Origin of the sequence: Streptomyces sp. SID486, from assembly GCF_009865385.1 — a bacterium.
Lineage (GTDB): Bacteria > Actinomycetota > Actinomycetes > Streptomycetales > Streptomycetaceae > Streptomyces.
In genome coordinates this window covers 64,182-81,507 of sequence record NZ_WWJT01000547.1, presented here as the reverse complement: position 1 = coordinate 81,507, position 17,326 = coordinate 64,182, and the positions used below count along the sequence as shown (strand labels likewise).

Sequence of the window (17,326 nt, the reverse complement as noted above, 5' to 3'; positions counted from 1 at the left end):
GGCCGCCGCCGCACCCGCCGCCGGGGTGGCCAGACCCAGCGCCAGCAGTACGCCGCCGCCCGCCTCCGCCAGACCCGCCGCCGTGGCGCTCGCCCGGCCCGGCGCATACCCGACGGACTCCATGAACTGCCCGGTACCCGCCAGGCCGTGCCCGCCGAACCAGCCGAACAGCTTCTGCGCGCCATGGGCCGCGAGCACCCCGCCGGTGCTCAGCCGCAGCATCAGCAGGCCCAGATCACGACGGTCGTAACAGCTCACGGCGACTCCCGGCAGACAGGCGGACAGGTCCCTCCCGTGGCCCCAACCCTCGCACCGGCGGCCCCGCCCGGCTTGTTCTCGCTGCCGTTCGGGTGGCGGCCCCGGAGCGGCGGTGTGAGCCTGGCGCCATGACGATTCAGCCAGCCAAGCTCAGCGACCCGGCCGTCCGGGCCTTCGTCAACGCCGTCAACTCCCATGACCGCGAGGGTTTCCTGTCGCTGCTCGCACCGGATGCGACCATGGCGGACGACGGTTCGGACCGGGACCTCGCCGAGTGGATCGACCAGGAGATCTTCTCCTCCCGCGGGCACATGGACGTCGACAACGAGTCCGACGGCGGCCGGACCCTGGTGGCCCGCTACCGCAACGACACCTGGGGCGAGATGCGCACCAGGTGGTCCTTCACCGTCGGGGACGACGGGCGGATCTCACGGTTCGAGACCGGGCAGGCGTGAACCGGCGAGCGGGCGCCGCGGTCCCCGTGCCCCGCCGGTGCGCCGCCCGCTTCCGGCGCCCCCGGGGCGTGCGGTCCGCCAAGAGATGACTGTCCCAGGGCGTGCGGTCCGCGAAGAGGCGGCCGTCCCAGGGCGTGCGGTCCGCGAAGAGGCGGCCGTCCCGGGGCGTGCGGGCCGCAGCAGAGGCGGCGCCCGAACCGCCCTCCCGTAGGCCCTCTTCACGGGCGGGTGCGGCGAGGCCCGGGCGGATGGGCGGGGCGGGTCCACCGGCGACTTCGGTGCTCGCGGGGGCCGGCACGGGGGCGGCGCATCGGATTTTCATAACGCGGCAAATTCCGTGCCGTCCGTGGCTTCGATCACGAAACCCCTGCTCCACGCGGTGTACGGTCCCCGGGTGCGTGAATGTTCCCGGCTCAGCCGGCGTGCCGCCCTCGGGCTGGCGGTCGCCGCCCTCCCCCTGTCCACGGCCACCGAGGCCGCCGCGACGACGGTCGTCGGCGGCGAACGTCTGGCTCGCGTCGGCGTCCAGGTACGCGGTGCCTCCGGACTGCCCGCGAAGCTGACCGCCCGCTCGTGGCTGGTCGCCGACTGCGCGAGCGGAGAGGTCCTCGCCTCCTTCGGCGCGCACCGGCCGCTCGCGCCCGCGTCGACCCTGAAGATGCTGTTCGCGGACACCGTCCTGAACAAGTTCGACCGCGCCGAACGGTACCGGGTCACCGACGCCGACCTCGCCGACGTCCCGGCCGGTTCCAGCCTCGTCGGCATCAAGCCCGGTATCACCTACACCGTCGAGCAGTTGTGGCAGGGCGTGTTCCTGCGCTCCGGCAACGACGCCGTGCACGTGCTGTCCCACCTGAACGGCGGCATCGCGAAGACCGTCGCCGAGATGCAGGCCAAAGCCGAGGATCTGCGGGCCCTGGACACCCGGGTGGTCAGCCCCGACGGCTTCGACCACAAGGGGCAGATCTCCTCGGCGTACGACCTCACGCTCTTCGCCCGCCACGGTCTGCGGGACGCCGACTTCCGCGGCTACTGCGGCACGAGGATCGCCGACTTCCCGGCGGGCGGCAGCAAGACCTTCCAGATCCAGAACACCGACCGGCTGCTGACCGGGGCGTGGGGCCTGAAGACGTACGACGGCCTCATCGGGGTGAAGAACGGTTACACCAGCCACGCCGGCAACACCTTCACCGGCGCGGCCACCCGCGGCGGCCGCACCCTCCTGGTCACCGTGATGCACCCCGACGCAGGCGGCAACGCCGTCTACGAGCAGACCGCCGCGCTGCTGGACTGGGGCTTCACCCACGGGCGTTCGGCCCGGGCCGTGGGGGCACTGGTCGAGCCGCTCAGCGAGAGGAGGCCGGGCACGGGCCCGGCGTCCGGGGGGAAGACGGGGCCGGCGGCGGCCGGAGCGCCCGGCTCCGCGGCCGGGGGCGGTTCGTCCTGGCGCCTGGCGGAGGGCGCGGCCGGGGCGGCCGCCCTGCTGGGCGCCGGAGTCTGGGCCCTGCGCCGGCGCAGCGCGCGGTCCACGGCCGGCACCGCAGGAGACACCGGCCGGGGCACCGGGGGAGACACCGAACGCGGCACCGGGGGAGGCACCGGCCGTGGCACCGGACGCGGCACCAGGGGAGACACCGGACGCGGCACCAGGGCAGACACCGGACGCGGCACCGCAGGAGACACCGGACGCGGCACCAGGGGACGCACCGGCCGCAGCACCGGAGTAGGCGCCGGACACGGCCTCGGAGGAGACGAGCCGCCCGGCTGAGGAGCGCGGCGCCCGGCAGAGGAGCGCGGTGTCCGGCTGGGCGGGCGTGGCGCCCGGTTGAGCGGCGCGGCGCCTGGCGGGGCACCGCGGTGCCCGGTTGAGGCGTGGGCCGGTGATGGGGGGGGTCCGCTCAGGAGTGGGGCGGCGCCAAGTCATCGCGGGACGTGCGGAGTTGAGCGGGCCGGGCGGTATGCGGGCGGCGGCCGTTCCATCCACCGGCGTCCGGCCCGCGCTCTGCGCCGGGCCCGCCCCCGACCCCGGTGCGGTGGAACGGCCGCCGCCGCCCCCCCTCGGAGTGGCCGCGGAACTCTCGTGGTCCAACTGTGAAGCTCCCGTGGAGGAGAGTTGAGCACACGTCCGCGACCGGTCGCAATACCGCGGATGTCGGAGTTCCGCTTGTATGCGCGGCGGGGCGCGGCTCAGCCCCGTCCGATGTAGGGCATCGCCGTCGCCAGAACCGTCGCGAACTGCACGTTCGCCTCCAGCGGCAGTTCGGCCATGTGCCGTACCGTGCGCGCCACATCGGCCACGTCCATCACCGGTTCCGGGGTTACCTCCCCGTTCGCCTGCAGCGCGCCGGTCTGCATCCGGCTCGTCATGTCGGTGGCCGCGTTGCCGATGTCGAGCTGCCCGACCGCGATGCGGTACGGCCGCCCGTCCAGGGACAGCGATTTGGTCAGACCGGTCAGCGCGTGCTTGGTCGCGGTGTAGGCGACCGAGTGCGGACGGGGCGCGTGGGCCGAGACGGAGCCGTTGTTGATGATCCGGCCACCCTGCGGGTCCTGCTCCTTCATCCGCCGGTAGGCGGCCTGGGCGCACAGGAACGCCCCGTTGAGGTTGGTGTCGACCACGTGCCGCCAGGCGTCGTAGGGCAGTTCCTCCACCGGCACCCCGCCCGGACCGAACGTACCGGCGTTGTTGAACAGCAGATCCACCCTGCCGAACCGTGCCACGGTCGCCGTGAACAGCGCGTCCACGTCGTCCGGCCGGGACACGTCGGTGCGCACCGCGAGCGAGTCGGCCCGCGGTGCCAGGGCCGCCGTCTCCGCCAGCGTCTCGGTGCGCCGGCCCGCCAGCGCCACCGACCAGCCGTGGCGCAGCAGCTCCACGGCGACGGCCCGCCCGATGCCGGAACCGGCGCCGGTCACCACCGCGATCTTCGATTGCCTGTCAGTCATGGTTCCGCAGCCTAGGCGCGCAGTCCGTCATGCGGAATCACATGTCCGCCATACGGTTACTCTGGCCCTCCGTCCCGTCTCGCGCAGGTGTTCCCCGGCAGCCTGTGCGAGCTGAGAGCATAGGTGCCTGCTCAGCGCTCGAGAGGGAGGGAAACATGTCCGAGCACGCGCCGGCACCGACACCGAAGGCGGACCACCCGCCCGTCACCCGGCACCCCGCCGCCACCCGCCGTACCGGCATGCTCGTCACTCTGGTCCTCGGCGGTCTCACCGCCACACCCCCGCTCGCCATGGACATGTACCTCCCGTCCCTGCCGGAGGTCACCCGCGCCCTCGACGCCCCCGCCGCCACCGTCCAGCTCACCCTCACCTCCTGCCTGGCCGGCATGGCGCTCGGGCAGCTGATCGTGGGCCCGATGAGCGACCGCTGGGGCCGCCGCCGCCCGCTCCTGGCCGGCCTCGCCGTCTACCTCCTCGCCACCGCGCTGTGCGCCGTCGCGCCCGACGTCGAGACCCTGGTCGCCCTCCGGCTGGTCCAGGGCCTCGCCGGAGCGGCCGGCATCGTCATCGCCCGCGCCGTCGTCCGCGACCTCTACGACGGCGTGGCCATGGCCCGCTTCTTCTCCACCCTCATGCTGATCTCCGGGGTCGCGCCGATCGTGGCCCCGCTGATCGGCGGACAGATCCTGCGGGTGACCGACTGGCGGGGCGTGTTCGTGGTCCTCACGGCCGTGGGAGCCCTGCTCGCCGTCGTCGTCTGGCGGCGGCTTCCCGAGACACTGGCGCCCGCCGACCGGCACGGCGGCGGAGTCGGCCAGGCCCTGCGCGCGATGCGCGGCCTCCTCGCCGACCTGCCCTTCACCGGCTACACCCTGGCCGGCGGCTTCGCCTTCGCCGCGCTCTTCGCCTACATATCCGCCTCCCCGTTCGTGATCCAGGAGATCTACGGCGCCTCCCCGCAGACCTTCAGCCTGCTGTTCGGCCTCAACTCGGTCGGCCTGATGATCGCGGGCCAGATCAACGGCAAGGTGCTCGTCGGCCGGGTCAGCCTGGACAAGGTCCTCGGGACCGGCCTGGCGGTGATCGTGCTCGCGGCGACCGCGCTGCTGCTGATGGCCTGCGGTGCCTTCGGCGAGACCGGCCTCGTCCCGGTCGCGGCCGCCCTGTTCGTCCTCATGTCCGCGATGGGCATCACCCTGCCCAACGCCCAGTCCCTCGCCCTGCTGCGCACCCGGCACGCCGCCGGCTCCGCCTCCGCGCTGCTCGGGACCACCTCCTTCCTCGTCGGCGCGGTCGCCTCCCCGCTCGTCGGGATCGCCGGAGAACACACCGCCGTCCCCATGGCCGTCGTCCAACTGGCGGGCGCTCTGGTCGCGGCCGCCTGCTTCGTGGGAATGTGCCGTCCCTGGACGGCACGGCAGAGCACCCGTGCCGTGTCGGAGGGAGACGGAAGCTGAGCACACCGAGACTGCGTGCCGGCGCACCGCAGCGGGCCGGGCTCGACCCCGTCGAGCTGGGTCACCTGGTCGCCGAGGCGCACGCCCTCACCGCCGGTGAGCGCCCCTGGGCGGCCGGCGTCGTCGTGCTGGCCGGCCGCGGACCCGTGATCGCCGTGGCCGAGGCCGCGGGCTGGGCGGTGCGCTACGCCTCCCACGACCCCGGGACCGGCACCGGCGTGGAACTGCCGCCCGCCGCCCGGGTCCCGGCCACCGTCGCCACCCCCTTCGACCTGGCCTCCCTCACCAAGCTGTTCACGTCCGTCGCCGCCGTGCAGCAGATCGAGCGCGGCACCCTCGGCATCGACGCCCGCGTCGGCGACTACCTGCCCGAGTTCCACGCGGCCGCCGTGTACGGCGTCACGGTACGGCAGCTGCTCACCCACACCTCCGGACTGCGCCCCGAACTCCCCCTGTACGACTGCCCCGACGACGCCACCCGGCTGGACCTGCTGCGGGCCTCGGCACCCGTCACCGAGCCCGGCCGGTACGTCTACTCCGACCTGAACCTGCTCCTGCTCCAGCACGTGCTGGAACGCTGCACCGGACGCGGCCTCGACGTCCTCGTGCGGGACGGCATCACCCGGCCGCTCGGCATGGCCTCCACCGGCTTCGGACCCTGCCCCGGTGCCGCGGCCACCGAGGACCAGCGGCGCCCCTGGGCCAAGGCCGACCGGGGCATGCTGCGGGGCGTGGTCCACGACGAGAACGCCTGGGCGCTCGGCGGGGTCGCCGGCCACGCGGGCCTGTTCTCCACCGCGCCCGACCTCGCCGTCTTCTGCCGCGCCCTGCTCTGCGGCGGCTCGTACGGTCCCGCCCGCATCCTCGGCCCCGACTTCGTGGATCTGCTGTTCACCCCGCCCGGACTGGGCTTCGCCCTGGACCAGCCGTGGTTCATGGGCGAGCTGGCCGGCCGCGGCGCGGCCGGCCACACCGGCTTCACCGGCACGTCCCTGGTGCTGGACCCGGCGACGGACACCTTCCTGATCCTGCTGGCCAACACGGTCCACCCGAGACGCCGGCCGCCGGACAGCGGACCGCGGGCACGGCTGGCGACCAGGCTGGCGCGGGCGGTGATCTGACCGGCCTCCCACCGGCGCGCCGGCGCCGGCCCGCGGCGCCATAGAATCGCCGGGTGAACGACCCCCTCCGCGCCGCACTGGCCGAACTGCTCGACGGTCTTCCCCCCACGGAACTGACCGCCGCCGTGGACCGGCTCATCGCCAACTACCGCGGAGCCACCCCCACCCACGCGCCGATCCTGCGCGACCGCGCCGACGTCGCCGCGTACGCCGCCTACCGGATGCCCGCCACCTTCGAGGCGGTCCGCTCGGCGCTGGAGGCGCTCGCCGCAGCCCTCCCCGGCTGGACGCCCGGCAGCCACGTCGACGTCGGCGGCGGCACCGGCGCCGCCACCTGGGCCGTCGCGGCCACCTGGCCCGGTGAGCGCGGCGTCACCGTGCTGGACTGGGCGGAGCCCGCCCTCGCCCTCGGCCGGCGGATCGCCGCCGCCAACCCGGACCTGCGCGGCGCCCGCTGGCAGCGTGCCCGGATCGGGGCGGACCTCACCCTGGACGCGGCCGACCTCGTCACCGTGTCCTACGTCCTCAACGAACTCTCCGCGGCCGACCGGGCCGCCCTCGTCGACGCCACCGCCGGCGCCGCCCGGACCGTCGTGATCGTCGAGGCCGGCACCCCGGCCGGCTACGACCGCGTCATCGAGGCCCGCGACCGGCTGATCCGGGCCGGGTTCCGGATCGCCGCCCCCTGCCCGCACAGCGCCGCCTGCCCCATCGTGCCCGGCACGGACTGGTGCCACTTCTCCGCCCGGGTCGGCCGCTCCTCCCTGCACCGCCAGGTCAAGGGCGGCTCCCTGGCGTACGAGGACGAGAAGTTCTCCTACGTCGCCGCCACCCGGCTGCCCGCCGGTCCGGCCCCCGCCCGGGTGGTCCGGCGCCCCCAGATCCGCAAGGGCCAGGTACTCCTCGACCTGTGCGAGGCCGAGGAGCAGCTGCGCCGCATCACCGTCACCAGACGCCACGGCGACCTGTACAAGGCGGCCCGGGACGCGGACTGGGGCGACGCCTGGCCGCCGGCCGACTCCGTGTCGTAGCCGCGCCCGCCGCTTGTTACTTTCGACCCCATGGTCGACAAGCCCGCCCCCGACGCCACCCGCCGCAGCGAGAAGTCCCGCCGGGCGATCTACGATGCGGCCCTCGCCCTGGTCGGCGAGGTCGGCTACCCGAGGACCACCGTCGAGGGCATCGCCGCCCGCGCCGGGGTCGGCAAGCAGACCATCTACCGGTGGTGGTCGTCCAAGGCCGACGTGCTGCTGGAGGCGTTCCTCGACCTCGGCGAGCGGCTGGCGCAGGCGGCGGGGCAGGAGCCGTACGCCATCCCGGACACCGGAGACCTGGCCGCCGACCTCAAGGCGGTCCTGCGGGCCACCGTGGACGAGCTGCTCGACCCGCGCTTCGAGGTGCCCTCGCGGGCCCTGGCCGCGGAAGGGCTGGTCAACGACCAGGTCGGCCGCGAGTTCGTCAGCAAGCTCCTCGAACCGCAGCTCCAGCTGTACGTCGCACGGCTGCGCTCCGCCCAGGACGCCGGGGACGTGCGCACGGACGTGGACCCCCGCGTCGCGCTGGAGCTGTTCGTCTCACCGCTCGCGCAGCGGTGGCTGCAGCGGACCGGGCCGATCACGTACGACTACACGGACACCCTCGTCGAGTACGCGCTGCACGGGATCGCCCCACGCTGACCGGCCGGCCGACCCACCGCCCACCGGTGCGCGGGCCGGGACCGGTGGCTGTGAGGATCGTCTCGTCCGGTTCCGCCTGAACCGTCCCGCGACCCCCCGGGGCACACGAGGATGGGACGATGAGGCATGCTGTCCGCACACCGGCGAGGCGGCCACCAGACCGGCCACCAGACCGACCACCAGACCGAGGGGATAGATGAGCGCGACGTTCGGCGGCCGGAGCGGCCGGCAGGGCAAACTCTCCCAGTGGCTGCGCGGACGCCGGCCGAAGGAGGACGCCGCCGACGAAGGCGGCCGTGAGGCCCTGCTGCTCGCCGCCGCCGGGGCGGGCCTGCCGCTCGCCCCCGCCGCGCACCCCGCGCCGGGCTACCGCTGCTCCTGCGACCGCGTAGGCTGCCCCACCCCGGCCCGGCACCCGGTGTCGTTCGCCTGGCAGACGCAGTCCACCACCGACCGCGCCCAGATCGAGCGCTGGGCCCGGAACGAGCCCGAGGCCAACTTCATCACCGCCACCGGCATGGTGCACGACGTCCTCGACGTGCCCCTCCAGGCCGGCCGCGAGGCCCTGGACCGGCTGCTCGGCTCCGGCGTCGAGGTCGGGCCCGTCGCCGAGAGCGACGACGGCCGCATGCTGTTCTTCACCCTCACCCGGGGCACCCCGGAGGACGAGGACGAGTGGTGGCCCTGCGAGCTGGACTGCCACCCGGAGACGATGGACGAGCATCCCGGCCTGCGCTGGCACTGCCGGGGCTCCTACGTCCTCGTACCGCCCGCCCGGCTCCCCGGCGACGACCAGCGGGTGCGCTGGTCGCGTGGCCCCGAGCACCCGCTGCCCGACCCGCTGACCCTGCTGGAGGCGCTCACCGACGCCTGCGCCCGGCACGTGGGCACCGAGGCCGGGCAGCAGAGCACGGCCTGGCCTCCGCGCCACTGAGGGCGGGCGGCCCCGGCACTCACTCGCCCTGGGCGGCCGTGAGCCCCTGGACCCGCGCCAGCACCTGCACCGGGCCGCTGCCGGGTGCCGGGTCCAGAGCCACCTGGTCGGCGATCGACTCCAGCGTCAGGGACTGCTTCACCTCACCCTTGGTGAGGGCCTGCACGTCCTTGTTCGGGACGGGGACCGAGGTGCCGGCGGCGGCGGTCTGCTTCTCGTAGTGGTGCGTGGCGAAGAACACCAGCGCCCCGCCGTCCTCGGTGCGCAGCGCGAGCGGCGCGTAGTCGCCGTGGGTGAGCGGCTCGTCGATGAACTGCCGCACCAGGCCCGGCCGCTCGGCCGCCTTCCGGCGCTGGGCGCGCAGGCCGCTGGTGTTGCCGTTGTCCGCGAAGCCCTCGCCGCCGTCCCGCAGGTAGGCCGTGTACTTCCGGCTCAGGTCGGCGGGCCGGACGGCGAGTCGTACGGAATCGGCCGGCACGGCCTCGGCCCAGCCGTCCTCGTCCGTCGTGAACCGCGGTACGGAACCGGGTGTCATGAGCGTCAGATAGGCCACCCGCCACCGCTCGCCGAGGTCGCCCCGGGTGAACACCATCACCCAGCGGTAGTCGCCGCCCTTGTCGCCCTTGGCGTCGGCGACGAACCAGCGGGGCCAGCCCGCCTTCTTCGGGATCGCGATGTGCACGTCCGTCAGCTTCAGCGGGGTGTGGTGCGGGTTCCCGGACGGGTTGTTGACGTGCCCGGCCTTCAGCCGGGCGGAGTCGATGTCGGCGAGGGCGCCGGTGACGTAGGGCGCGTCCACGGAACTGTCGAACGCCTTGTCGGCCTTGTTGTACGCGTCCGTGAACGCGGTGACCGCCTCGGCGGCCTCGGCACGGGTGGCGGCGGGCAGCACCGCGCGCTCCCCGTGGACCACCACGCATCCGCTCGCGGCCAGCGACAAAGCGGTCAGCGAGGCCGCTATGAGTGCGTTCCGGTCACGCCTGCGAAGCCGTCGACGGCTGCGTTCCCTGGTCATCGGGCTCCTTCACCTTCCCCTTTCCGGAGGCGAACCCTACCGGGGAGAGGAACAGCGCGAGTACCGGGACCAGATACAGCGCCCACACCGTGATCTGGACGACCGTCGGATCCGGCTGGAAGTTGAACACGCCCTTCAGCAGGGTGCCGTACCAGCTGTCCGGCGGGATGACGCCGCTGATGTCGAAGGCCAGGTCGGTCAGACCCGGGATCCAGTCGGCCTCCTGCAGGTCGTGGAAGCCGTAGGCGAGCACGCCCGCCGCGACCACGACCAGCATGCCGCCGGTCCAGGTGAAGAACTTCGCCAGGTTGATCCTCAGCGCGCCCCGGTAGAACAGCCAGCCGAGCAGGACGGCCGTGGCGAGCCCGAGGGCCACGCCGACGAGCGGGCGCGGGGTGCCGTCGGAGGCGGCGTGCACCGACGCCCACACGAACAGCGCGGTCTCCAGGCCCTCCCGGCCGACGGCGAGGAACGCGGTGGCGACCAGCGCGCCGGTGCCCAGGGAGAGGGCCGCGTCGAGCTTGCCGTGCAGCTCCGTCTTCAGGTGCCGGGCGGTGCGCCGCATCCAGAACACCATCCAGGTCACCAGGCCCACGGCGACGACGGACAGGGTGCCGCCGAGCGCCTCCTGCGCCTGGAAGGTCATCTCCTGGGAGCCGAACTCCAGGGCGCAGCCGAAGCCCATCGCGATGGCGACGGCGATGCCGATGCCGGTCCAGATCGGCCGCAGGGCGTCCCGGCGGCCGGTCTTGACCAGGTAGGCGATCAGGATGCAGACGACGAGGGACGCCTCGAGCCCTTCGCGCAGGCCGATCAGGTAGTTGGAGAACACGGGCTACGCCTCCTTCGAGAACAGCGTGCGGCCCCACCAGTCGTCCGGGTCCCGGACGCCCGGGGGCACCGCGAAGACCGCCGAACCCACGTGCTGGATGTACTCGTTGAGCGCGTCCTGCGCCGACAGCCGGCGCTGGAGCGGGATGAAGCCCTTGCGCACGTCCCGCTGGTAGGCGAGGAAGAACAGGCCGGCGTCCAGGCGGCCGAGGCCGTCGGTGCCGTCCGTGAAGGAGTAGCCGCGGCGCAGGATGGTGATCCCGCCGTTGGAGTCGGGGTGGGCGAGCCGCACGTGCGCGTCCGGCTTCATCGCCTTCAGGAACGGCTCGTCGCGCTCCGCGGCCTTGCCGACCGGGGCGCCCTCGCGCTTGTCCCGGCCGAACACGTCCTCCTGCTCCTGCAGCGAGGTGCGGTCCCAGGTCTCGATGTTCATCCGGATGCGCCGGGCGACCAGGTACGACCCCCCGGTCATCCAGGACGTCCTCGCGTCGCCGTCCTCGTCGCCGACCCACACGAACTTCTTCAGCCGGTCGGTCTCGGTGCCCGCGATGTTGCGGGTGCCGTCCTTGAAGCCCATCAGGTTGCGCGGGGTCTGCGCGTCCGGGGTGGTCGAGGAGGTCTTGCCGAAGCCGAGCTGGGACCAGCGGATGGCGACCTTGCCGAAGCCGATGCGGGCCAGGTTGCGGATGGCGTGCACGGCGACCTGCGGGTCGTCGGCGCAGGCCTGGACGCACAGGTCGCCGCCGGTGCGGGAGCGGTCCAGGTTGTCGCCGGGGAACTGCGGCAGGTCGGCGAGGGCCGCCGGCCGCCGGTCGTGCAGGCCGAACCGTTCGAAGAACGAGGGCCCGAACCCGATGGTGAGGGTCAGCCGGGAGGGCTTGAGGCCCAGCGCCTCGCCGGTGTCGTCCGGCGGCGCCTCGGCGAGTCCGCCGTACGCGCCCTCGCCGACCGCCTGCCCGGCGGTCATCCGCCGGGCCGCCGCCGTCCAGTCCTTCAGCAGCTGCACGAACTCGGCCCGGTCCTCGGTCTTCACGTCGAACGCGGCGAAGTGCAGCCGGTCCTGCACGGGCGTGGCGATGCCCGCCTGGTGGACGCCGTGGAACTCGACGGCACCACCCCCCTCGGCCGCGGCCGGGTCCATGTCGTCGCCCGCCTTGGCCATCGCCACCGCGCCACCGGCGGCGGCGGCGCCGAGCGCGAGCCCGGCCCCGCCCCAGCCGATCAGTGCCCGGCGGGACGGAGCGGTCCCCTGGGTCTCGGTCATCGCCCTGCCCCTCTGTTCCGTCGTGTTACTTCGCGACCGTCGCGGCCAGCTTGGACAGCGGCTCGGCGAGGGCGTTCACCGCGTCCGACAGCTCCTTGCGCTGCTCCTTGGTGACCTTGTCGTAGGAGACGAAGTCGTAGGAGGTCTTGTCCTCGCGGTACTTGTCGAGCAGCGTGTCCAGCGCGGCGAACTGCTTGTCCAGCTCCTTGGCCAGCGCCGCGTCGTTCTTCGCGGCGACGGGCTTCAGCAGCTCGTACGCCTTCTGCGCACCCTCGACGTTGCCCTTGAAGTCCGCCAGGTCGGTGTGCGAGTAGCGGTCCTCCTCACCGGTGACCTTGCCGGTGGCGACCTCGTCGAGCAGTTCCTTGGCGCCGTTGGCCATGGAGGTCGGCGTGATCTCGGCGGTGCCGACCCGCTTCTGCCAGTCCTTGAGGTCGCCGACCAGCTGACCGGCGAGGGCCTTCTCCTCGGCGCCGATCCTCTTGTCCTGCCAGAGGGCCTTCTCCAGCCGGTGCCAGCCGGTCCACTTCTGGCCCTTCTCCAGGCCGTCGGCGCGCGTGTCGGTCTTGGGGTCGATGTCACCGAACGACTCGGCGACCGGCTCGGTGCGCTCCCAGCCCAGGCGGGAGGGGGCGTAGGCCCTCTTGGCGGCGGCCAGGTCGCCGTCCTCGACCGCCTTGGCGAAGGTCTCGGCGAGCGGCACGGTGGTGTCGGCCTGCTCCTGGACGTACTGGCGGTAGTTCGCGACCGCCTGGTCCAGCGCCGGGTTCCGCTCGGCGGCCTTGCCCGAGCCGCTGACGGTGAGCTTCTGCCGGACGCCGTGGCCCTTCATGCCGGGGCGGCAGGCGATCTCGTACGAGCCGGCCTTCACCTCGGCGGTGAGCGTGTACTTGGTGCCCGGGCCGATGTTCTCCTTCTCGGAGACGATCCGGTCGTCCGGGAAGAGGATCTCTACCTCGGTGGCCTTCGAGCCGGTGTTCTCGATCTTCAGCGTCACATGGCCGGCCGGCACGGTCTTCGCGGACGTCTCGCACGTGGAGTCGGCGGCCGTGACGTGGATCGCGTCACCGTCCTTGGCGTCGCTCTTCGCAGTGCAGGCCGTGAGGGCGGTCAGGGCTGCCGTGGCGACGGCGGCGGTGACGGTGAGTCGGACGGCTCGCATGCGGGCTCCAAGCGGATCAGGTCTGTGGTGAGGCTGCCCTAACTTACATGAGGCTTACCTCACTCATGCCCGTGCGGTCCGTGATTCAGCTCTCACGGACCGGTCACGGACACGGGGCGGTCGCGAGAAGCGCAAGCGGATGTCACAGGACGGCAAAGCCGGGGTCAAGACCGCTGCGGCCCCTGGCCCGGCGGCGCCCGCGGGCCGGGGTCAAGACCGCTGCGGCCCCTGGCCCGGCGGCGCCCGCGGCCGGGAGGCGTTCGCCGCAGCGGCGATGTTTCAATTCCCCCGTGACTGACTACGACGTGCTCCGCGTCTTCTGCGGCCCGGACGGTGGCTACGGCAACGAGCTGGGGGTCGTCCGGGAGGGCTCGGTGCTGCCCGGGCGGAGCGACCGGCAGGCGCTGGCGGCCAAACTCGGCTTCAGCGAGACCGTGTTCGTGGACGACCCCGAGCGCGGAGTGATCGACATCTACACCCCCGCCCTGCGCCTGCCCTTCGCCGGCCACCCCTGCGTCGGCACGGCCTGGCTGCTCGACGTGCCCGAACTGGTCACCCCCGCGGGGGTCGTCGGGGCGCGGCAGGACGGCGAGTTCAGCTGGATCGAGGCCCGCGCGGAGTGGGCGCCGCCGCGCACCGTGCGGCGGTTCGCGAGCGCCGCCGAGGTGGACGCGCTGGCCGTGCCGCCGCCCGGGGAGTGGCTGTACGCCTGGGCCTGGGAGGACGAGGCGGCGGGCCGCGTACGGGCCCGCGGCTTCCCGGGGCGCGGTGACGGCATCGAGGAGGACGAGGCCACGGGGGCGGCGGCGCTGCTGCTCACCGACCGGCTGGGCCGGGCTTTGAACATCACCCAGGGCCGGGGCTCCCAGATCCTCACGGCGCCGCAGCCGCACGGCTGGGTGGAGATCGGCGGACGGGTGCGGCTGGAGCGCTGAGGCGCTCACGCGCTCAGCGGGAACTCCTCGCCCAGCGCCCGGAAGACGTCCGTGTTCAGCGCGAACGCCCGCTTGCACTCGAAGACGATGCGCTGCCGCTCCAGTTCGTCGGCGCTGATCCCGTCCAGCAGTTCGCGGTAACCCCGCTTGAACGCGGCGGGGTTGGCGATCTGCTCGAAGACGTAGAAGCGGACTCCGTCGCCCTTCCGGGCGAACCCCCAGGTCCTCTCCGCCTTGTCCCGGATGATCTGGCCGCCGGAGAGGTCGCCGAGGTAGCGGGTGTAGTGGTGGGCGACATAGCCGCCGGGCCAGCGCTCGGCGCACTCGCGCACCCGGTCCGCGTACGCCCGGGTCGCGGGCAGGGCGTCCAGGCCGTCCCGCCAGTCCGGGCCGCGCAGGTGCGCCAGGTCCCGCTCCAGCGCGGGCAGCCGGAACAGCTCCGGCCGGACGAACGGCCCGGCCACCGGGTCCCGCGCCAGCCGCCCGGCCGTGCTCTCCAGGGCCTCGTAGACGAACCACAGCTGTTCGGTGTGGCGCGCGTAGGCGTCCACGCCGAGCCGCCCGCCGAGCAGGTCGCTCATGAACGTCGACGTCTCCGCCTCCGTGTGCTGCTCGTGCGACGCGGTCCGGATGAGGGACGAGAAGGAGTCCATGGACCCATCCTTTAAGGTAAGGCTTACCTAAGTCAATGCTCTTGTCGACCTCGTGTCGGTAACCTTCCCGACAACATGTCGGCAAAACCCGGCAAGGGGGAGCCCGCCCCCGTCGGGGAGCGGGCTCACGGCGGCCGGGGAGCAGCGCGGGGGTCAGGGGAGAGTGAGGATCTCCGCGCCGGAGTCCGTCACGACCAGCGTGTGCTCGAACTGCGCGGTCCGCTTGCGGTCCTTCGTCACGACCGTCCAGCCGTCGTCCCACATGTCGTACTCGTGCGTGCCCAGCGTCAGCATCGGCTCGATCGTGAACGTCATGCCGGGCCGCATGACCGTCGTCGCGTGCGGGCTGTCGTAGTGCGGGACGATCAGCCCGGAGTGGAACGACGAGCTGATGCCGTGCCCGGTGAAGTCACGGACGACGCCGTACCCGAAGCGCTTGGCGTACGACTCGATGACCCGGCCGATGATGTTGATCTGCCGGCCGGGCTTCACGGCCTTGATCGCGCGGTTCAGGGACTCGCGGGTGCGCTCCACCAGCAGCCGCGACTCCTCGTCCACCTCACCCACCAGGTAGGTGGCGTTGTTGTCGCCGTGCACCCCGCCGATGTACGCCGTCACGTCCAGGTTGACGATGTCGCCGTCCCGCAGGACCGTCGAGTCCGGGATGCCGTGGCAGATGACCTCGTTGACCGAGGTGCACAGGGACTTCGGGAAACCGCGGTAACCGAGCGTGGACGGGTAGGCGCCGTGGTCGCACATGTAGTCGTGGGCGACCTTGTCCAGCTGGTCCGTGGTGACCCCGGGCGCGATGATCTTCGCCGCCTCCGCCATCGCCCGCGCGGCGATACGGCCGGCGGTCCGCATCGCCTCGATGGTCTCGGGGTTCTGCACCTCGGGCCCGGTGTACGGCGCCGGCGCGGGCTTGCCGACGTACTCGGGGCGGCGGATGTTTCCGGGGACCGAACGGATGGGAGACAGCTCCCCTGGTACGAGCAGCGACTGGCCAGACATGCCGGCGAGTCTATCCAGCGGACATGGGGGAACATGTCGGTGGCGAGAGGAGCTGTCCATGACCTTGTTCAAGAAGCGCACGGCCGGCAAGCCCGGCGAGTGGTACTACTGCCTGGAGCACAAGAAGGTCGAGGAGGGCCCCGACTGTCCGGGCAAGGACCGCTTCGGGCCCTACGCCTCCCCGGAGGAGGCCCGGCACGCGATGGAGAACGCCGCCGAGCGCAACCTCCAGTGGGAGAACGACCCGCGCTGGCACGACGCGCAGGCCGGAGGCGACACCGACGAGGGCTGATCAGACCCGGACCGCGGCGCGCCGCTCACGCATCCGCGCCGCGTGCTCGTCGGTCCGGGCGTCGTACCCGAGCAGCCCCGGCAGGCACACGGCGAGCAGCCCCATGACGCCCGCGCACGCCAGACCACCGGACCACACGGAGGCCCGGACGCCCGCCCAGGCGGCCGTGCCACCGGCCCGGACCTGACCGAGCTGCGGCCCCACCGAGTACGACAGCAGCTCGATCCCGGCGAGCCGGCCACGCAGCTCGTCCGGGATCGTCTGGTTCCACATGGCCGCCCGGAAGATCCCGCTGACCATGTCGAAGCCGCCGCCGACGGTCAGGAACAGCAGCACCAGCCAGACGTTCCCCGAGGCACCGGCCGCCGCCACCGCCAGGCCCCAGCCGGCCGCCGCCACCAGCACCATCAGCCCGTGCCGGTGCACCCGCGACGTCCAGCCGCCGGTCAGGCTCACCAGCAGCGCACCGGCCGGCAGGGCGGCGTACATCAGCCCGAGCGCCCAGTCCGCGTCCAGGTCGTCCGCGAGGAACGGCAGCACCGCGAGCGGCATGGCCAGGAACATCGCCGCGAGGTCGACGGCGTAGGTGCCGAGGAGTTCCTTGCGGCTCCACGCGTACCGGGCACCCTCCACGACGGCCTTCAGATCCGGCTTCGCGGCCTCCGCGGCGGCGGGGGCGGGGGCGATCCGCGCCATGTACGCGAGCGACAGCACGAAGGTGAGCGCATCGGCGGCATAGGCCCAGCCGAGACCCGCGTAGGCGACGACCACGCCCGCGACCGCGGGCCCCGCCACGCCGCCGACGGTCCAGCGCAGCGAGTTCAGCGACGCCGCGGCCGGCATGTCGTCGTGGGCGACGAGCCGCGGCCACAGCGAGTCGAGAGCGGGCCGCTGCACGGAGACCAGGGCGGAGGACAGGGCCGCGACCACGTACAGCGGCCAGACCGCCGGGTGCGGAAGCAGCGCGTTCAGCAGCAGGACCGCGCTGAGCAGGCCCTGCCCGGCCTCCGTCCACACGATGAGAACCCGCTTGTCCAGGGCGTCGGCGAGGGCGCCGCCGTACAGACCGCACACGATGAGCGGCAGCAGCTCCACGGCACCGACCGCGCCGACGGCCGCCGCCGAGCCGGTGAGGTCCTTCAGCTGGACGGGCAGCGCGACGAACGTCAGGAAACTGCCGAAGCCGCTGATCAGACCGGACTTCCACAGGCGGCGGAAGTCGGCGGAGGCCGTCCAGGGGGAGAGATCGGGCAGGAGGCTACGGAACACAAGGGGACATCCTCGGCCGACCGGTGCGCCCGGGCAACTTCTTTTCC

Annotated in this window: 18 protein-coding genes; 9 read left to right on the top strand and 9 right to left on the bottom strand. The window is 73.1% G+C overall.

Translation table 11 applies throughout. From position 1 onward, the window contains the following. On the bottom strand, window positions 1-258 hold a 258-nt coding region (locus GT045_RS25450; RefSeq protein ID WP_161335572.1), incomplete at its 3' end, for a DoxX family membrane protein. Window positions 259-386: 128 nt separating this feature from the next. Here GT045_RS25450 and GT045_RS25445 point away from each other — a divergent pair. After that, window positions 387-713 carry a nuclear transport factor 2 family protein gene (locus GT045_RS25445; RefSeq protein WP_161335571.1) on the top strand — a complete coding sequence of 109 codons (327 nt, stop codon included), beginning with the start codon at window positions 387-389 and terminating at the stop codon, window positions 711-713. A gap of 394 nt (window positions 714-1,107) precedes the next feature. After that, on the top strand, window positions 1,108-2,481 hold the full coding sequence (locus GT045_RS25440) for a D-alanyl-D-alanine carboxypeptidase (protein ID WP_345942752.1): 1,374 nt from the start codon (window positions 1,108-1,110) through the stop codon (window positions 2,479-2,481). A 419-nt stretch (window positions 2,482-2,900) separates the two neighbouring features. On the opposite strand, the gene GT045_RS25435 is transcribed toward GT045_RS25440, so the two are convergent. Continuing rightward, window positions 2,901-3,659, bottom strand: a complete 759-nt coding sequence (locus GT045_RS25435) for an SDR family oxidoreductase (protein WP_161295837.1) — start codon at window positions 3,657-3,659, stop codon at window positions 2,901-2,903. A 155-nt stretch (window positions 3,660-3,814) separates the two neighbouring features. Here GT045_RS25435 and GT045_RS25430 point away from each other — a divergent pair, with 155 nt between their 5' ends. The 5 genes from GT045_RS25430 (at window position 3,815) to GT045_RS25410 (ending at window position 8,847) form a co-directional block, all read left to right on the top strand. Further along, window positions 3,815-5,116, top strand: a complete 1,302-nt coding sequence (locus GT045_RS25430; protein ID WP_161335570.1) for a multidrug effflux MFS transporter — start codon at window positions 3,815-3,817, stop codon at window positions 5,114-5,116. Next, entirely contained in the window at window positions 5,056-6,237 is a 1,182-nt protein-coding gene (locus GT045_RS25425; RefSeq protein WP_345942751.1) for a serine hydrolase domain-containing protein, read from the top strand. Before GT045_RS25430 ends, GT045_RS25425 begins: the two co-directional genes overlap by 61 nt. A 53-nt stretch (window positions 6,238-6,290) precedes the next feature. Next, on the top strand, window positions 6,291-7,268 hold the full coding sequence (locus tag GT045_RS25420) for a small ribosomal subunit Rsm22 family protein (protein WP_161287139.1): 978 nt from the start codon (window positions 6,291-6,293) through the stop codon (window positions 7,266-7,268). A 30-nt stretch (window positions 7,269-7,298) separates the two neighbouring features. Beyond that, on the top strand, window positions 7,299-7,913 hold the full coding sequence (locus GT045_RS25415) for a TetR/AcrR family transcriptional regulator (protein ID WP_161287138.1): 615 nt from the start codon (window positions 7,299-7,301) through the stop codon (window positions 7,911-7,913). 196 nt (window positions 7,914-8,109) lie between these two features. After that, the gene (locus tag GT045_RS25410) at window positions 8,110-8,847 is read left to right on the top strand and encodes a bifunctional DNA primase/polymerase (RefSeq protein WP_161287137.1); all 738 of its coding nucleotides are present in this window, start codon (window positions 8,110-8,112) and stop codon (window positions 8,845-8,847) included. 19 nt (window positions 8,848-8,866) lie between these two features. Here the strand turns inward: GT045_RS25410 and GT045_RS25405 are convergent, their stop codons facing one another. The 4 genes from GT045_RS25405 to efeO are packed head-to-tail and all read right to left on the bottom strand — an operon-like array spanning window position 8,867 to window position 13,119. Continuing rightward, window positions 8,867-9,862, bottom strand: a complete 996-nt coding sequence (locus GT045_RS25405; protein WP_161335569.1) for a hypothetical protein — start codon at window positions 9,860-9,862, stop codon at window positions 8,867-8,869. After that, window positions 9,822-10,694: an iron uptake transporter permease EfeU gene (gene efeU, locus GT045_RS25400; protein WP_161287135.1), complete on the bottom strand. Its 873-nt coding sequence runs from the start codon at window positions 10,692-10,694 to the stop codon at window positions 9,822-9,824. Before efeU ends, GT045_RS25405 begins: the two co-directional genes overlap by 41 nt. 3 nt (window positions 10,695-10,697) lie before the next feature. After that, window positions 10,698-11,957 carry an iron uptake transporter deferrochelatase/peroxidase subunit gene (efeB, locus tag GT045_RS25395; RefSeq protein ID WP_161335568.1) on the bottom strand — a complete coding sequence of 420 codons (1,260 nt, stop codon included), beginning with the start codon at window positions 11,955-11,957 and terminating at the stop codon, window positions 10,698-10,700. Window positions 11,958-11,982: 25 nt separating this feature from the next. After that, window positions 11,983-13,119, bottom strand: coding sequence for an iron uptake system protein EfeO (efeO, locus tag GT045_RS25390; protein WP_161287133.1), 1,137 nt, complete (start codon window positions 13,117-13,119; stop codon window positions 11,983-11,985). A gap of 290 nt (window positions 13,120-13,409) precedes the next feature. On the opposite strand from efeO, the gene GT045_RS25385 reads away from it, so the two are divergent. Further along, a complete protein-coding gene (locus GT045_RS25385) occupies window positions 13,410-14,054 on the top strand; it encodes a PhzF family phenazine biosynthesis protein (protein ID WP_161287132.1) in 645 nt (214 codons plus the stop codon). 5 nt (window positions 14,055-14,059) lie between these two features. On the opposite strand, the gene GT045_RS25380 is transcribed toward GT045_RS25385, so the two are convergent. After that, the gene (locus GT045_RS25380; protein WP_161335567.1) at window positions 14,060-14,707 is read right to left on the bottom strand and encodes a biliverdin-producing heme oxygenase; all 648 of its coding nucleotides are present in this window, start codon (window positions 14,705-14,707) and stop codon (window positions 14,060-14,062) included. Window positions 14,708-14,860: 153 nt separating this feature from the next. After that, window positions 14,861-15,718, bottom strand: a complete 858-nt coding sequence (gene map / locus GT045_RS25375) for a type I methionyl aminopeptidase (RefSeq protein ID WP_161287130.1) — start codon at window positions 15,716-15,718, stop codon at window positions 14,861-14,863. Window positions 15,719-15,776: 58 nt separating this feature from the next. On the opposite strand from map, the gene GT045_RS25370 reads away from it, so the two are divergent. Continuing rightward, a complete protein-coding gene (locus GT045_RS25370; RefSeq protein ID WP_161287129.1) occupies window positions 15,777-16,010 on the top strand; it encodes a hypothetical protein in 234 nt (77 codons plus the stop codon). Here the strand turns inward: GT045_RS25370 and GT045_RS25365 are convergent, their stop codons facing one another. Beyond that, on the bottom strand, window positions 16,011-17,279 hold the full coding sequence (locus GT045_RS25365; RefSeq protein WP_345942750.1) for an MFS transporter: 1,269 nt from the start codon (window positions 17,277-17,279) through the stop codon (window positions 16,011-16,013). Window positions 17,280-17,326 lie beyond the last annotated feature (47 nt).